General features: G+C 62.7%; 20 protein-coding genes, 1 other RNA gene and 1 pseudogene. 11 read left to right on the top strand and 11 right to left on the bottom strand.

Annotation, left to right across the window (positions count from 1 at the left end; all coding sequences use genetic code 11):
* On the bottom strand, nt 1–929 hold a 929-nt coding region (locus EOA75_RS04475; protein WP_245466559.1), incomplete at its 3' end, for an ABC transporter transmembrane domain-containing protein.
* A 205-nt stretch (nt 930–1,134) separates the two neighbouring features.
* On the opposite strand from EOA75_RS04475, the gene rpmE reads away from it, so the two are divergent.
* Nucleotides 1,135–1,356, top strand: a complete 222-nt coding sequence (gene rpmE / locus EOA75_RS04470; RefSeq protein WP_040974396.1) for a 50S ribosomal protein L31 — start codon at nt 1,135–1,137, stop codon at nt 1,354–1,356.
* Between the two features lie 92 nt (nt 1,357–1,448).
* On the opposite strand, the gene EOA75_RS04465 is transcribed toward rpmE, so the two are convergent.
* Entirely contained in the window at nt 1,449–2,087 is a 639-nt protein-coding gene (locus tag EOA75_RS04465) for a TetR/AcrR family transcriptional regulator (RefSeq protein WP_067319486.1), read from the bottom strand.
* A gap of 111 nt (nt 2,088–2,198) precedes the next feature.
* On the opposite strand from EOA75_RS04465, the pseudogene EOA75_RS04460 reads away from it, so the two are divergent.
* Both EOA75_RS04460 and EOA75_RS04455 read left to right on the top strand, forming a co-directional pair.
* A pseudogene (locus EOA75_RS04460) lies at nt 2,199–3,033 on the top strand (NAD(P)H-binding protein).
* 1 nt (nt 3,034) lies between these two features.
* Nucleotides 3,035–3,511 (top strand): DUF1772 domain-containing protein, encoded by a 477-nt coding sequence (locus tag EOA75_RS04455; protein ID WP_067319488.1) that lies wholly within the window; start codon nt 3,035–3,037, stop codon nt 3,509–3,511.
* A 29-nt stretch (nt 3,512–3,540) separates the two neighbouring features.
* On the opposite strand, the gene EOA75_RS04450 is transcribed toward EOA75_RS04455, so the two are convergent.
* The 3 genes from EOA75_RS04450 to EOA75_RS04440 all read right to left on the bottom strand — a co-directional run bounded on the left by EOA75_RS04450 (nt 3,541) and on the right by EOA75_RS04440 (nt 5,175).
* Complete coding sequence (locus EOA75_RS04450) at nt 3,541–3,852, bottom strand: SelT/SelW/SelH family protein (RefSeq protein ID WP_095799760.1); 312 nt, start codon at nt 3,850–3,852, stop codon at nt 3,541–3,543.
* 32 nt (nt 3,853–3,884) lie between these two features.
* Nucleotides 3,885–4,634, bottom strand: a complete 750-nt coding sequence (locus EOA75_RS04445) for a YebC/PmpR family DNA-binding transcriptional regulator (RefSeq protein ID WP_067319492.1) — start codon at nt 4,632–4,634, stop codon at nt 3,885–3,887.
* A 217-nt stretch (nt 4,635–4,851) separates the two neighbouring features.
* On the bottom strand, nt 4,852–5,175 hold the full coding sequence (locus EOA75_RS04440) for a helix-turn-helix domain-containing protein (RefSeq protein ID WP_067001718.1): 324 nt from the start codon (nt 5,173–5,175) through the stop codon (nt 4,852–4,854).
* Nucleotides 5,176–5,226: 51 nt separating this feature from the next.
* Here EOA75_RS04440 and EOA75_RS04435 point away from each other — a divergent pair, with 51 nt between their 5' ends.
* The gene (locus EOA75_RS04435; RefSeq protein WP_067001716.1) at nt 5,227–5,709 is read left to right on the top strand and encodes an SRPBCC domain-containing protein; all 483 of its coding nucleotides are present in this window, start codon (nt 5,227–5,229) and stop codon (nt 5,707–5,709) included.
* 26 nt (nt 5,710–5,735) lie between these two features.
* Nucleotides 5,736–6,125, top strand: a complete 390-nt coding sequence (locus EOA75_RS04430) for a VOC family protein (protein WP_281015522.1) — start codon at nt 5,736–5,738, stop codon at nt 6,123–6,125.
* 1 nt (nt 6,126) lies between these two features.
* Here the strand turns inward: EOA75_RS04430 and EOA75_RS04425 are convergent, their stop codons facing one another.
* From EOA75_RS04425 to ssrS, 5 genes are all read right to left on the bottom strand, one after another.
* Nucleotides 6,127–6,894 carry a TerC family protein gene (locus EOA75_RS04425; protein ID WP_127323713.1) on the bottom strand — a complete coding sequence of 256 codons (768 nt, stop codon included), beginning with the start codon at nt 6,892–6,894 and terminating at the stop codon, nt 6,127–6,129.
* 83 nt (nt 6,895–6,977) lie between these two features.
* A complete protein-coding gene (locus tag EOA75_RS04420) occupies nt 6,978–7,799 on the bottom strand; it encodes a YmdB family metallophosphoesterase (protein WP_095824096.1) in 822 nt (273 codons plus the stop codon).
* Between the two features lie 190 nt (nt 7,800–7,989).
* Entirely contained in the window at nt 7,990–8,415 is a 426-nt protein-coding gene (locus tag EOA75_RS04415) for a DUF3592 domain-containing protein (protein WP_127241615.1), read from the bottom strand.
* 93 nt (nt 8,416–8,508) lie between these two features.
* Nucleotides 8,509–9,093: a 5-formyltetrahydrofolate cyclo-ligase gene (locus EOA75_RS04410; protein WP_095799756.1), complete on the bottom strand. Its 585-nt coding sequence runs from the start codon at nt 9,091–9,093 to the stop codon at nt 8,509–8,511.
* A gap of 82 nt (nt 9,094–9,175) precedes the next feature.
* Nucleotides 9,176–9,331: non-coding RNA, 6S RNA (gene ssrS, locus EOA75_RS04405), on the bottom strand.
* Nucleotides 9,332–9,481: 150 nt separating this feature from the next.
* Here ssrS and EOA75_RS04400 point away from each other — a divergent pair.
* The 6 genes from EOA75_RS04400 to msrB all read left to right on the top strand — a co-directional run bounded on the left by EOA75_RS04400 (nt 9,482) and on the right by msrB (nt 13,261).
* Nucleotides 9,482–10,321 (top strand): MoxR family ATPase, encoded by an 840-nt coding sequence (locus tag EOA75_RS04400; RefSeq protein WP_095799755.1) that lies wholly within the window; start codon nt 9,482–9,484, stop codon nt 10,319–10,321.
* Nucleotides 10,322–10,408: 87 nt separating this feature from the next.
* Entirely contained in the window at nt 10,409–10,855 is a 447-nt protein-coding gene (locus EOA75_RS04395; protein WP_127323712.1) for a GNAT family N-acetyltransferase, read from the top strand.
* A gap of 98 nt (nt 10,856–10,953) precedes the next feature.
* Nucleotides 10,954–11,103 (top strand): type II toxin-antitoxin system HicA family toxin, encoded by a 150-nt coding sequence (locus EOA75_RS33895; protein ID WP_164747274.1) that lies wholly within the window; start codon nt 10,954–10,956, stop codon nt 11,101–11,103.
* Between the two features lie 11 nt (nt 11,104–11,114).
* Nucleotides 11,115–11,519, top strand: a complete 405-nt coding sequence (locus EOA75_RS04385) for a type II toxin-antitoxin system HicB family antitoxin (protein ID WP_095799753.1) — start codon at nt 11,115–11,117, stop codon at nt 11,517–11,519.
* A 10-nt stretch (nt 11,520–11,529) separates the two neighbouring features.
* A complete protein-coding gene (locus EOA75_RS04380) occupies nt 11,530–12,720 on the top strand; it encodes a VWA domain-containing protein (RefSeq protein ID WP_127323716.1) in 1,191 nt (396 codons plus the stop codon).
* Between the two features lie 136 nt (nt 12,721–12,856).
* Entirely contained in the window at nt 12,857–13,261 is a 405-nt protein-coding gene (gene msrB / locus EOA75_RS04375) for a peptide-methionine (R)-S-oxide reductase MsrB (protein WP_095799751.1), read from the top strand.
* 51 nt (nt 13,262–13,312) lie between these two features.
* Here msrB and EOA75_RS04370 read toward each other — a convergent pair whose 3' ends face one another.
* Nucleotides 13,313–13,612: a hypothetical protein gene (locus tag EOA75_RS04370; RefSeq protein ID WP_082953654.1), complete on the bottom strand. Its 300-nt coding sequence runs from the start codon at nt 13,610–13,612 to the stop codon at nt 13,313–13,315.
* Between the last annotated feature and the right edge of the window lies 1 nt (nt 13,613).

The following is a 13,613-nucleotide window of genomic DNA, read 5'->3' as shown; positions in this document are numbered from 1 at the left end:
CTGTCGGAAGTGTGGAGCGAGCTGTCGCAGGCGGCGAACACCGAATAGAGCAGGAACTGGCCGAGCGTGCCGGCCGACATCGTGCCGGCAAGCACGTCGCGCGAGCCGAACCAGAGCACCGCCACCACCGATGAAAAGATCATGAAGATGGCGAAGAAGGTGAGAAAGGAGCGGGCGAAGACCGACGTGCGCGCCGCCTCGAAGGCGGCCTCGACGGCAGCCGAGAAGCGCCCCGTCACCAGCTTCTCGTTGGTGAAGGCCTGCAGCGTGCGCACGGCGCCGATCTGCTCGCTGGCATAGGCAGTGGCTTCCGCCAGCGTATCCTGCGCCAGCCGCGACTTGCGCCGCACCGAACGGCCGAAGGCGACGAGCGGCAGCACGATCAGCGGGATGGCGGCCAGTACCAGGCCGGACAGTTTTGGGCTGGTGAAGACCATCATCGCCACGGCACCGACGCCGAGGATGAGATTGCGCAGCGCGACCGATGCCGTGGCGCCGACCGCCGACTTCACCTGCGTGGTATCCGCGGCAAGCCGCGACACGATCTCGCCCGACTGCGAGCGATCGAAAAAGGCCGGCGAGAGCGTCGTGACATGGGAGAAGACATCGCGGCGGATGTCGGCGACGACCCGCTCGCCGAGCGTGATGACGAAGTAGTAGCGGCTGGCGGACGCCGCCGCCAGCACGGCCGCCATCAGCACCAGCGCGGCGAAATACTCGGCAATGAAGGTAGTGCCCGCCGCCTGGAAGCCGTGATCGATCATGCGCCGCACGGCCATCGGCAGGGCCAGCGTCGTCCCTGCCGCAACGATCAGCGATATGATCGCGCCGACCGCCAGTTTGCGGTACTGCATGACGTACGGAAAAAGGTTCCTGAGCGGCCGGACCGAGCGCCTGCGCTCGTCACCACTGACACCAATATCCGCCATGAGCGTTTCCTCTGGCCGCGTGTTCGTCATGCGCTTCAATATGCGCCTGCCGCGGCCTTGTGATTCAATTCCGGCTGATGTATAGGCTCGCCGACCGTTTTAGAAGCCGTGGCTTTTCATTAGCTGCGGCTTCGAGTTTTAAAAAGGGGCGCATCGACGCAGGCCATCGGCCCGTCACCAGCGCCGGCAAGCCAGGAACACGACAATGAAGGCCGATATCCATCCCGACTACCACACCATCAAGGTCGTCATGACCGACGGCACCGAATACCTGACCCGCTCGACCTGGGGCAAGGAAGGCGACACGATGAACCTCGACATCGACCCGACCACGCACCCGGCCTGGACCGGCGGCCAGCAGACCCTGCTCGACCGCGGCGGCCGCCTGTCGAAGTTCAAGAAGCGTTTCGAAGGTTTCGGCCTCTAAGCCTTTCTAAACGTGTCGCAGATCAAAAACCCGCCTCCGAGGCGGGTTTTTTGTTGGCCACAGACGCTGCGGGAAACCCGACCAGGTTGTACCTACCCTTCCACCAGCTCCCGCAGCGCCATGCGCTTATAGGCCGCGACCAGCCTGTCGCCCTCCTCCCGGTCGACGGAGATCGCCAGCCGCATGACCGCCTCGCCCATCTGCCAGACTAGCAGCGCCGCCGTCTCCATCGCCACGGTATCTGCGCCGGGACGCAACCGCTTCAGCACCGCGACGAGGAATCGGGCATTGGCCCGGCTGTCGGCCAGTTCGAGTTCGCGCAAGGCCTTGTCGGCCTGCGTGCCCGACCAGATGTCGCGCATCACCGGTTCGGCCAGGAACATCCCGTAATAGATGTCGACCAGCTCCGAAAACGCCCGCTTCAGCCCCTCGGCGTCGCTGACGTCCTTCAGCGCCGCCGAGATGCAGGCCTGGCTTTCGGCGGTGTAGCGCTCGGCCAGCGCCCAGACGATCGCCCGCTTGTCGGGAAAGAACTGGTAGAGCGAGCCGATCGACACCCCTGCTCTTTCCGCCACCTCGCCCATGCGCATGGCATCGCTGCCTTGCTCGGCGATCAGCGCCGCGGCGGCGGCAAGCATCCGCTCGACCCGCTCGCGGCTGCGCTGCTGCGTCGGCGCTCGCCGGGGCATTGCGATTTCCTGGTCGAGCTTCGCGGCTACCCTGCCTTGCATGAGCTTCCTCCGAAAGATCCTCGAGAAACTGGCTTGACTCACAAAATACGAGGGTTTATCACGTTTTGCAAACATGAGGATTACTCATATTCAGAAAACGAGGAGATCGAGATGACCGACACGTCACAGAAACCGATTTTGATCCTGGGCGGCACCGGCAAGACCGGCCGGCGGCTGGCCGAACGGTTGATCGCCCGCAGGATCCCGGTGCGGATCGGCTCCCGCGCAGGCACGCCTCCCTTCGACTGGTCGGACAAGAACACCTGGGGCGCGGCCCTCGACGGCGTCGGCGCCGTCTACATCAGCTACTATCCTGACATCGCGGTGCCGGGCGCCGCCGAAACTGTCGAGGCGTTGGCCAAACTTGCCGTCGAGCGCGGCAACAAGCGGCTGGTGCTGCTCTCCGGTCGCGGCGAGACGGAGGCTCAGCGCGCCGAGGAAATGGTCAAGGTCTCCGGTGCCGATTGGACGATCCTGCGCTGCTCATGGTTCTCGCAGAATTTCAGCGAAGGCTTCCTCATCGAATCCATACTCGAAGGCGAAGTCACCCTGCCGGTCGGCGCTGTCGGCCGAACCCTTCGTCGATGTCGACGATATCGCCGATGTCGCCGAAGCCGTGCTGACGGAGCCGGGCCATGCCGGCCAGCTTTACGAACTCACCGGCCCGCGTCTGCTGAGCTTTGCTCAGGCCGTCGCCGAAATCGGCAAAGCCACTGGCCGCGACATCCGCTATCGGCGGATCTCGCATGCCCAATTCACCGAAACGGTGGCTGCGCACAACCTGCCGCCGGAATTCGCCTGGCTGCTCAACGAGCTCTTCACCGAGGTGCTCGACGGCCGCAACGAATCGCTGACCGACGGCGTGCAGCGCGCGCTCGGCCGCCGGCCGAAAGACTTCTTCGCCTATGCAACCGAAACCGCAGCCAGCGGCGTCTGGAGTAACTGAGATGATGAAAATTCTTCCCGCCCTCACCTTCATTGCCGCGATCGGCTCTGGCGTGGTCGGCGGCGTCTTCTTCGCCTTTTCCAATTTCGTCATGGCAGCACTTGCCAGGCTGCCCGTCCCAGCCGGCATCGCAGCGATGAATTCGATCAACATCACCGTAATTACGCCCGCCTTCATGACGGCGCTTTTCGGCACCGGCCTCATTTGTCTGGTGCTGATTGCCGCCGCCATCGCGGGTTGGAGCCAATCGGGCTCGTACTGGCTGCTTGCCGGCGCCGTAATCTATCTCGTCGGCAACCCGATCGTGACCATGATCTTCAACGTGCCGCTCAACGACGCGCTGGCCGCCGTCGACCCGGCCAGCAGCAACGGCGCCGCCGTGTGGGCGAACCATCTGCGCCAATGGGTAATGTGGAACCACGTCCGCACCATCACCGCGATCGTGGCGATGGCCTGCTTCATCCTGGCGCTGATTTGAAGAGAGCGGCCAGCGGATAAAACACCGCCTCAGGCGGGGTCCGTCTTCTTGTGCGTCTTGCGGTCGGCGTGTCCCAGATCGCGCTCCGGGTCGATGACATCGCGGACCAGCTGCTTGAGCTTCGCCGCCTCCGGAAAACCGCCGTCGCGCTTACGCTCCCAGATAAGCTGGTCGTTGCAGGAGATCGTGAAGATGCCGCCGGTGCCCGGCACCAGCGTCACCTCGCCGAGATCGGTACCGAAGGTCGAGAGCAGCTCCTGTGCCATCCAGCCGGCTCTGAGCAGCCACTGGCATTGCGTGCAGTAGGTGATGCGGATGGCGGGCCGCGGCTTCTCGCTCATGTCGGATCGAGTTCCGCTCATAGATCAGCCGATCAGGCCGCGCTGAGCTTGGCCATTGTTTCGTCGTCGACCTCGAAATTGGCGTAGACGCTCTGCACGTCGTCGTCGTCCTCGAGAGTGGCGACCAGCTTCATCAGCGACTGCGCCCGTTCTTCATCGACCGGCACATTGTTCTGCGGCTGCCAGATCGGCTTCACCGACTCCGCTTCGCCGAGCGCGGCTTCGAGCGACTTCGATACCTCGCCGAGATTTTCGAAGCTGCAATAGACGGTGTGGCCTTCCTCGTCCGACTCGACGTCGTCAGCACCGGCCTCGATCGCGGCTTCCATCACCGTGTCCGCGCTGCCGGCCGAAGCCGGGTAATAGATCTCGCCGACGCGGTTCCACATGAACGACACCGAGCCGGTTTCGCCGAGCGCCCCGCCGGCCTTGGTGAAGGCGGCGCGCACATTGGACGCCGAGCGGTTGCGGTTGTCGGTCAGCACCTCGACGATCAGCGCCACGCCGCCGGGGCCATAGCCCTCATAGCGCACGGCCTCGTAGTTCTCGGCATCTCCGGCGGAGGCCTTGTTGATGGCGCGCTGGATGTTGTCCTTCGGCATCGACACCGCCTTGGCGTTCTGCACCGCAAGGCGCAGCCGCGGGTTCATCGCCGGGTCCGGCGTGCCGGTCTTGGCGGCGACGGTGATTTCGCGTGCCAGCTTGGAAAACATTTTCGACCGCACCGCATCCTGGCGGCCTTTCCGGTGCATGATGTTCTTGAACTGCGAATGGCCAGCCATGGCACCCCTGTCGTGTTCGGCTAGAGCATTTCTCGGCCGGGCGCGATCACCCGGCAAATGCTCGAATTCAAAATTTCAGAACGCTGCAAGCGTGCCTGCGAAGGCCCGCGGGGCTCTCTGTCGGAATGGCCGGCTTATAGATAAATCGGCTCAATTCGTCCAGCCGGACCGTCGACCCTGACGGCGGACAGACCGAGATTGCCCTTGCAGCGCGGCATCATCCCTCCAGATCCGACTTCAGCCGGTCGAGGATGCTGATCGCATGGCCCGCATATTGGCCGATCCAGCGGTCGTGGATCTGCCTGATCGGCAGCGCGTTGAGATGGTTCCAGCGCTCGCGCCCCTCGCGCCTCGCCACGACCAGATCGGCCTCTTCCAGCACCTTCAGATGCATCATGACCGTGCAGCGATCCATGTCCGGGAAAGCCTCGCAGAGCGCCCCGGTGGTCTGCGGCTGATCCTTGAGCCGGTCGAGCAACTCGCGCCGGCGCGAGTGCGCCAAGGCCTTGAAAACACGATCGTCCGAGGTTGGGCTTGACATGTTATGTTTTTATAACATATTGTTTCACGAGGCAAGGAAGGAGCTGTGGATATGTCTCTTGGATTCAGGATTTCCGGACGCATCGGCAAGCCGGTCGCCGAAGTCTTCGACGCCGTGGTCAACCCGACGAAGCTCAGCGGCTATTTCACCACCATTGGCGGCGCCTCTGCTCCGCTGGTCGCCGGCACCACCGTCACCTGGTGGAAGACGGTGCCGGTCGAGGTCGACGAGGTGATCAAGGATAGGCGTATCGTGCTGCGCTGGGACGCGGCCGACACTGACGGCAAGCCGGCCTACAAGACACGCATCGAGATGAACTTCGAGCCGTTGGACGACGGCGGCACCTTCGTTACCATCGCCGAGGCCGGCTGGCACGAAGGCGAGGTCGGACTGAAGAAATCCTACCTCAATTGCGAGGGCTGGTCGCAGATGCTCGCCTGCATGAAGGCGTATCTCGAATACGGCATCAATTTGCGCGACGGCTATTATCGCGCCGAGATGAAAGGCGAGCCGGCCAACGAGACCAATATTTGACTCCCTTTGAGCGAGGAGGCCCGGCCGTGAAGGTAACGCCGTTCCTGATGTTCGAAGGTCAGGCCGAGAAGGCCATGACCCTCTATTGCGACACCGTTCCAGAAAGCCGCGTTGTCGACGTCACACGCTATGGCGCCGGTGAGGACGGGCCCGAACGTGCGCTCAAGCTGGCCCGTGTCGTGATCGGCGGCACTGAGGTCATGGTCTTCAACAGCCCCGTGCATCACGCCTTCTCCTTCACGCCGTCGTTCTCGCTCTTCGTCGACTGTTCCTCCGAGGAGGAGCTCGATCGCATTGTCGGGGTGCTGGCCAAGGACGGCGCGTTTCTGATGCCGACCGACGATTACGGCTTCAGCCGCCGTTTCGCTTGGCTCAACGACCGCTTCGGCGTTTCCTGGCAGATCAACCTGCCCTAGTTTAATGCCCGCCGCCGGACCGCTGCTTCTTTCGACGCCTCGCCAGCATGTTGAGGCCCTCGACCAGCGCGGAAAAACCCATGGCGGCGTAGATGTAGCCCTTGGGCACGTGATAGCCCATGCCGTCGGCAATCAGCGTCATGCCGATCATCAGCAGGAAGCCGAGCGCCAGCATCACGATTGTGGGGTTCTTGGCGATAAAGTTGGCGAGCGGCGTCGCCGCCAGCATCATCACGCTCACCGCCACGATGACAGCGATGTACATGATGGCGATCTCGTCGGTCATCCCGACGGCGGTGATGATGGAATCGATCGAGAAGACGAGGTCAAGCAGCAGGATCTGGAAGATCGCGCCGGCCAGGCTCATCTGCAGTGTGCCGCCCATCATCGAGTCCTGATGATCCTGCGGATCGACCGTGTGGTGGATTTCCTTGGTCGCCTTCCAGACAAGGAACAGGCCGCCGGCGATCAGGATCAGGTCGCGCCAGGAAAAGCCATGCCCGAACGCCGTGAACACCGGCGTCGTCAATTGCACGATGATCGAGATCGTGGCGAGCAGCACCAGCCGCATGCCCAGTGCCGCCGAGATGCCGAGTTTGCGGGCGCGGGCGCGCTGCGTTTCCGGCAGCTTGTTGGTCAGGATCGAGATGAAGATCAGGTTGTCGATGCCGAGCACCACCTCCAGCACCACCAGCGTCAGCACCGCGATCCAGGCTGTGGGATCGGAGACAAAGGCAAAGTGCGGCGCCAGGAACTCGACAAGCTGCATGGAGGTCGTCCCCTCTACGATCTAGAGCAGTTTTCGCGGGTTTCGTCGCCAGTTAGGTACGACCGGTGCTCATATCAATATCATCACCAGAAGGACGGCGCGGTTTCCTCGAGTCTCGGCCCGCGGCGAAACGGCGCGATCTTCTCGGCGAGCCCGGTGCGGTCGGAGATTTCCACGCCGACGCCGCACAGCGTCGCCGGTCCATTCGCGGCCTCGAAACGACCTTTCGGCACTTTCGACAGGAAGCGGTTGAGCGGCTCTTCCTTGTCCATGCCGAGCGAGGAATCATAGTCGCCGCACATGCCGGCGTCCGAAATATAGGCGGTGCCGCCGTTGAGTATCTGATGATCGGCGGTCGGCTGGTGCGTGTGGGTGCCGACCACAAGGCTGGCTCGGCCGTCGACGAAATGCGCGAAGCACATCTTTTCCGAAGTCGCCTCGGCATGGAAATCAATCACTGCTGCGTCGGCCTGTTCGCCAAGCGGACAGGCCGCAAGCTCGCGCTCGCCGGCCTGGAACGGATCGTCGAGCTCGGGATGCATGAAGACGCGCCCCATGATGTTGGCGACCAGCACCCGCGCGCCGTTCCTGGCGATATAGACGCCGGAACCACGCCCCGGCGTGCCCTTGGGAAAATTGGAAGGGCGCAGGAAGCGCTCCTCGCGCGGCGCGAAGACCAGCGCGTCGCGCTGGTCCCAGACATGGTTGCCGGTGGTGACGACATCCGCGCCCGCCGCGAGCGTCTCGCGAAATATCTCCTCGGTGATGCCGAAGCCGCCCGCGGCGTTCTCGCCATTGACGATGACGAAGTCGAGCTTGAAGTCGGATATCAAGCCCGGCAGCTGTTCCCACACCGCCGTGCGCCCAGTTTTTCCGACCATGTCGCCGAGGAAGAGAAGTCTCATACGATCCCGCGTCGAAAGTCCGCCAAGCAAAAGCTGCATGACTTTCCGCAAAAGATCATGCGTTTCTCAACCGCTGTTCTACAATTGCGGCGTGAACCGGCGCAACCCGCTCCCGGTGAGTATTTCCGCGATGATCACATGATGGTCTTATACGGCACCACCGCCCCGTCCTAGCAGCCGAAGGCGACGTCTAACGCGCGCTCCGTCCGCGCAGCCAGAAGAACCAAACGTAGAAGACGGTGAAGCCGCCGGTACCTGCAAGGATCAACAGCATGCCGCGCCAGCCCTTCATTCCGGCGGTATCGAGGGTCGCTGGATCGCCAGGGTCGTAGTAGAATTTCACCTTGTCGCCGATCGACGCCTCGTGGAGACCGACAAGGTTTCCCTTTCCGGACCAGGTCATCGGCACGTCGTCAACCACATAGGCGAGGGCGACATTGATGCGCTCTATGGCGAGGCCATTTTTGTGCATTTCAGTGAAAGGACTGACATCCGTCACGGTAGCGACCGTCTGCCCCCAGGCCGCTTGGTGGTACAGGGTGGTTCCGGTGATATGCAATCCCATCGCAAACAGTGCTGCCGCGATCAGAGCAAACGGCATCAGGATGAATCGCATGAAGACAAAATCCCTTGCTAGCCTCAACTTGGATTGGATAGCAGGAATACTGTTGGATAGGGATTGGAATCGCGCGAAGCGGGTCGGAATATTCTAAGAGGCGGTAAACCGGCGTAACCCGCTCTCGGTGAGTATTTCCGGGATGATCACGTCATGGTTCTCATCCGGCACTTGCGACACCTCCTGGCAGTCGAACGCAATGCCGATCAGCCGCGGCGCCAGCCCTTTGTCGGCCAGCCTGGCGATCGCCCGGTCGTAATAGCCGGCGCCGTAGCCGATGCGGTGGCCGCGCGCGTCGAATGCTGCGAGCGGAACAAACATGAGCGAAGGATCGAGCTCTTCGGCCTCCTCGTGCGGTCCGACCGTGCCGAAACCCATCTCGACCATTGGCGCGCCGCGCACCAGCTCGCGGAAGACGATGGTTGTCTTGTCGAGGATCGCCGGCAGGCAAAGCCTGGCGCCTTTCTCACGCAGCGCGAACATCAGCGGCCGCACATCGACCTCGGAGCGCATCGGCCAGAAGCCGGAGACGATCTGGCCCGGTTCGACGGCGATCTGGTCACGCGCCGTCTCAGCCATTTCGAGCGCGATCTCGACCCGCCAGAATTCGTCCAGCGCATCCCGTCGCGCCAGAGCTTCCTTGCGAAGCTGTTTTTTCAGGTCTTTTGATGAGGTCATGCGCAGACGTTAGAAAAGGTCGTATCCGGACGAAGTTGCAGGAGCGACGCTTTCTACCGCATCAAATTCAAAAACGGGAGAGTGGCGATCCACACAACCGGTGGAGAGGTCGATCCCGGGTGCCTACAAAGTAGGTGGGCGCCGTGTGAGAAAACCCACGGGTCTTCCCAGGGACAGCTCCCTAAGGATCGATAAGGCCCCGGGGATAAGTTTCTCCTGCCGGGAAGCGCAGACCGCCAAAACCAATATAGGCCCATGGTTGACCGAGCGCCAGAAGGACACCGCTCCAAGCGGCCGCAAATCTGCGTCATGGGCCTTGCGGCGTTGTCATGCCTTGCACAGCCTGGCCAGCGTCCTTACGGTCGCGGCCCAACGATCAGGAGAAGAAATGCGTTTCGAAGGCACCGCGGCTTACGTCGCCGACAAGGATTTGATGGTGGCGGTCAACGCCGCGATCGCTCTGGAGCGACCGTTGCTGGTCAAGGGCGAGCCGGGCACCGGCAAGACCGAACTCGCCCGTCAAGTGGCGGCGGCGCTCGACCTCGATTTCATCGAATGGAATGTCAAATCGACCACCAAGGCGCAGCAGGGCCTCTACGAGTATGACGCCGTCTCGCGGCTGCGCGACAGCCAGCTCGGTGACGACCGGTTCAGCGACATCAAGAACTACATCAAACGCGGCAAGCTGTGGGACGCCTTCGCGGCATCGAAAAAGGTCGTTCTCCTGATCGACGAGATCGACAAGGCCGACATCGAATTCCCCAACGATCTTCTGCAGGAACTCGACCGGATGGAGTTCTTCGTCTACGAGACCGGCGAGACCATCCGCGCCGAATTTCGGCCGATCGTCATCATCACCTCCAACAACGAGAAGGAGTTGCCGGACGCCTTTCTGCGCCGCTGCTTTTTCCACTACATCCGCTTCCCCGATATCGAGACGCTGCACCGGATCGTCGACGTGCATTATCCCGGCATCAAGCAGAATCTCGTGCGGGCCGCGCTTACCCAGTTCTACGAGATCCGTGACGTGCCCGGGCTGAAGAAGAAACCATCTACCTCCGAAGCGCTCGACTGGATCCGACTGCTGGTCGCCGACGACATCGCGCCGGAGGATCTGCGCGCCGATCCGAAGAATATGTTGCCGAAGCTGCATGGCGCGCTGCTCAAGAACGAGCAGGACGTGCACCTCTTCGAACGCTTGGCCTTCATGGCCAGGCGCCAGCAATAGGCTTGGCAGCAATAGCGCTTTGTCCTCTGTGGACCGTTGCCGACAGGCGGCGGTTGCCGCAGCTTCCGACCAAACGTTGGAGAAAACATGTCCGAGATCACCGTCCGCCCGCTTGCCCAGTCCGACCGCTCCGACTGGCGCCGACTATGGACCGCCTACCTCACCTTCTACGAGACCAAGCTGCCGGAAGAGGTCTACGACGTCACCTGGAAGCGCCTGTTCACGGCGGGCGAGTTCGAGCCGAAAGGCTTTATCGCCACGCTTGAGGGCAAGGCCGTCGGCCTCACCCACTATCTCTACCACCGCTCCTGTTGGTCCGAGGTCAACACCTGCTATCTGCAGGATCTGTTCGCCGACCCCGAAGTGCGCGGCAAGGGCATCGGCGCGGCGTTGATCAAAGCGGTGCAGGACGAGGCGGGCAAGATCGGCGTGAAGAACGTCTACTGGATGACGCACGAGACCAACGCCACCGCGCGCCGGCTGTACGACCATGTGGCGCGGCGCACGGGCTTCATCGAGTACGATCTGTTGTGAAACGGTTGAAACCGGTTCAGCTGCGCAATATATTGCGCATTGGAAAGCCGCCGTGCCGCTGATTGAGACTAACACGCGCAAGATCATAGCGCGGCTTTTTGCGCGACGGCTGGTCGAGCGTCGGAGGCGGCAAGCACGACAAATACGAGCACCCGGGAAAACCGGATGTGACCATCATCGTGCCGCGGCACCGCGAGCAATCTCCGGGCGTTGCACGCTCGATCGCCAAGCTCGCCGGATGGATTTGAGGCCTGATCGCATGACGCATTATATCGGAGTTCTGGACGGCGCGGATAATGTCTGGGGAATCCGGGTCCCCGACCTCCCGGGCTGCCATGGCGGCGGCGCCAGCCCCGAGGAGGCGATTGCCGATGCAGCATCGGCGATACGCGAATGGGCCGAAACTCGGTTGGCAAAGCACGTCTCGTTACCCGAAGCACGAACGGTGGCGGACTTGTTACGATCAGGTGAGATCGATAGCGCCGCAGGCGAGTCTGCCGTCATGATCCCGCTGCTGATCGACTCCGGTCGGTCAGTCCGGGCAAACCTGTCGTTGGACGCTGGTCTGCTTGCGGCGATCGATACTGAAGCCAGCCGCCGGGGCCTGACGCGCTCTGCCTTCATTGCGAGTGCCGCGCGTGAAAAGATCGAGGGGCAGAGATAGCCGTCTGGCGATGTTCATCCCCTTCTTCCTTGAACTGAAAGCCGCGCGGGTTCCCGTTTCGCTCCGGGAGTATCTGTCGCTGCTCGAAGGCCTTGAAGCTGGGCTGGTCGACTACGACGTCGACGGTTTTTACTACCTCGCGCGCTCGGCCCTGGTGAAGGACGAGCGCCATATCGACCGTTTCGATCAGGTGTTCGCGCATGTCTTCAAGGGCGTCGAAGCGCTCGCCGGTCCGGACGCTGTCGACGTCGCCAACATCCCCGAGGAATGGCTGCGCCGGCTCGCCGAAAAGCACCTGAGCGACGAGGAGAAGAAGCTGGTCGAGGCGCTGGGCGGCTTCGACAAGCTGATGGAGACGCTAAAGCAGCGCCTGGAGGAGCAGAAGGGCCGGCACCAGGGCGGCTCGAAATGGATCGGCACCGGCGGCACCTCGCCCCTTGGCGCCTATGGCTACAATCCGGAAGGCGTGCGCATCGGCCAGCACGAAAGCCGCCACCGTCGCGCAGTGGAAGTCTGGGACAAGCGCGAGTTCCAGAACTTCGACGACGCGATCGAGCTCGGCACCCGCAACATCAAGGTGGCGCTGAAGCGGCTGCGGCGCTGGGTGCGCGAGGGCGCCGAGGAAGAGTTCGACCTGCCCGGCACCATCCACGCCACCGCCGAGCACGGCTATCTGGACGTGAGAACCCGGCCGGAGCGGCGCAACGCGGTGAAGCTCCTGATGTTCTTCGACGTCGGCGGCTCGATGGATGGTCACGTCAAAACCGTCGAGGAGCTGTTCTCCGCCGCGCGCGCCGAATTCCGCCAGCTCGAGTATTACTACTTCCACAACTGTCTTTACGAGCGCGTCTGGAAGGACAATCGCCGCCGCCTGGCCGAGACGATCCCCACCTTCGACCTCATCCACAAATATGGGCCGGACTATAAGGTGATCGTGGTCGGCGACGCCTCGATGAGCCCTTACGAAATTGCGCATCCCGGCGGCTCGGTCGAGCACTGGAACCCGGAGGCCGGCGGCGTCTGGCTGGGTCGGCTGCTGCAGCAGTGGCCGAACGCGGTCTGGTTGAACCCTGAGGCTGAGAAGAACTGGCGCTACACCCATTCCATTGCGATGATCAGCGACATCTTCGGCGGCCGCATATTCCCGCTGACGCTTGCCGGGCTCGAAGCGGCAACGAAGCAGCTATCGAGGAAGCATTGAGCGTGACAGTAATTCGCGGAAACCAGCGGCGATTGCGTTGTCAGTCCCAGCGCTGGTCAGTGGTGTAACAAACACCTATCTTCGTGCGAACATGACATGCCAACCAACAACGAGCCGCCAAGGCCGAGGAGATTTCATGGACACCCACGCCTATCCCGTCACCCGCACCGATGCCGAGTGGCGCGCCCGGCTGACGCCGGAGCAGTATGCCGTCATGCGCAACCACGGCACCGAGCGCCCCGGCAGCTGCGCCCTGCTTTATGAGAAACGCGCCGGCACTTTCTTCTGCGTCGGCTGCGACCAGCCGCTGTTCGAATCCAAGCTGAAGTTCGAGAGCGGAACCGGCTGGCCGAGTTTCAACGATCCGATCCCGGGTTCGATCGAGACCACCGTCGACCGCAGCTACGGCATGGTCCGCACCGAGTGCCACTGCTCGCGTTGCGGCAGCCATCTCGGCCATGTCTTCGAGGACGGTCCGCCGCCGACCGGCCTGCGCTATTGCATCAACGGTGTGGCGCTGCGCTTCGAGCCGGCGGCCTGACAGGCAGTTCGTCATAGTTTCGTAAGGGCGGCTTCGGCCGCCCTTTTCGATTCAGACAACGACCGTCGCAATCAGCCAGAGCGCCGAGCCCAGCATCATCAGCTGCGCCTTGAACCCGCCGGCCGTTTCTGCCGTCCGCCAGACGGCAAGGGCGAGAAAGATGTTGTAGGGGGCGGGAAGGAAATGCACCGTGAGCACCAGCCAGAGCGGCAGCTTCAGCCCAAGCAGGACAAGCGCCAGCCCGGACGAAGCGATGTTGATCGCCGTGCCGGCGAGCAGCATGTCGCGCCAGAACAGCCGGTCGAGCGGCACATTGCCTTGCCAGCGCGAGCGCAAGAAGCCGGCAACCATC

It is taken from the genome of Mesorhizobium sp. M1A.F.Ca.IN.022.07.1.1 (genome assembly GCF_003997575.1).
In the GTDB taxonomy this organism is placed as follows: Bacteria; Pseudomonadota; Alphaproteobacteria; order Rhizobiales; family Rhizobiaceae; genus Mesorhizobium.
This window is presented reverse-complemented; position numbering and strand designations above follow the sequence as displayed.

What these genes read in the sequence shown, in the direction of transcription:
- rpmE (WP_040974396.1), top strand. Translation starts at nt 1,135, where the DNA reads ATGAAGGCCGATATCCATCCCGACTACCACACCATCAAGGTCGTCATG.
- EOA75_RS04465 (WP_067319486.1), bottom strand. Translation starts at nt 2,087, where the DNA reads ATGCAAGGCAGGGTAGCCGCGAAGCTCGACCAGGAAATCGCAATGCCC.
- EOA75_RS04455 (WP_067319488.1), top strand. Translation starts at nt 3,035, where the DNA reads ATGATGAAAATTCTTCCCGCCCTCACCTTCATTGCCGCGATCGGCTCT.
- EOA75_RS04450 (WP_095799760.1), bottom strand. Translation starts at nt 3,852, where the DNA reads ATGAGCGAGAAGCCGCGGCCCGCCATCCGCATCACCTACTGCACGCAA.
- EOA75_RS04445 (WP_067319492.1), bottom strand. Translation starts at nt 4,634, where the DNA reads ATGGCTGGCCATTCGCAGTTCAAGAACATCATGCACCGGAAAGGCCGC.
- EOA75_RS04440 (WP_067001718.1), bottom strand. Translation starts at nt 5,175, where the DNA reads ATGTCAAGCCCAACCTCGGACGATCGTGTTTTCAAGGCCTTGGCGCAC.
- EOA75_RS04435 (WP_067001716.1), top strand. Translation starts at nt 5,227, where the DNA reads ATGTCTCTTGGATTCAGGATTTCCGGACGCATCGGCAAGCCGGTCGCC.
- EOA75_RS04425 (WP_127323713.1), bottom strand. Translation starts at nt 6,894, where the DNA reads ATGCAGCTTGTCGAGTTCCTGGCGCCGCACTTTGCCTTTGTCTCCGAT.
- EOA75_RS04420 (WP_095824096.1), bottom strand. Translation starts at nt 7,799, where the DNA reads ATGAGACTTCTCTTCCTCGGCGACATGGTCGGAAAAACTGGGCGCACG.
- EOA75_RS04415 (WP_127241615.1), bottom strand. Translation starts at nt 8,415, where the DNA reads ATGCGATTCATCCTGATGCCGTTTGCTCTGATCGCGGCAGCACTGTTT.
- EOA75_RS04410 (WP_095799756.1), bottom strand. Translation starts at nt 9,093, where the DNA reads ATGACCTCATCAAAAGACCTGAAAAAACAGCTTCGCAAGGAAGCTCTG.
- EOA75_RS04400 (WP_095799755.1), top strand. Translation starts at nt 9,482, where the DNA reads ATGCGTTTCGAAGGCACCGCGGCTTACGTCGCCGACAAGGATTTGATG.
- EOA75_RS04395 (WP_127323712.1), top strand. Translation starts at nt 10,409, where the DNA reads ATGTCCGAGATCACCGTCCGCCCGCTTGCCCAGTCCGACCGCTCCGAC.
- EOA75_RS04385 (WP_095799753.1), top strand. Translation starts at nt 11,115, where the DNA reads ATGACGCATTATATCGGAGTTCTGGACGGCGCGGATAATGTCTGGGGA.
- EOA75_RS04380 (WP_127323716.1), top strand. Translation starts at nt 11,530, where the DNA reads ATGTTCATCCCCTTCTTCCTTGAACTGAAAGCCGCGCGGGTTCCCGTT.
- msrB (WP_095799751.1), top strand. Translation starts at nt 12,857, where the DNA reads ATGGACACCCACGCCTATCCCGTCACCCGCACCGATGCCGAGTGGCGC.
- EOA75_RS04370 (WP_082953654.1), bottom strand. Translation starts at nt 13,612, where the DNA reads ATGGTTGCCGGCTTCTTGCGCTCGCGCTGGCAAGGCAATGTGCCGCTC.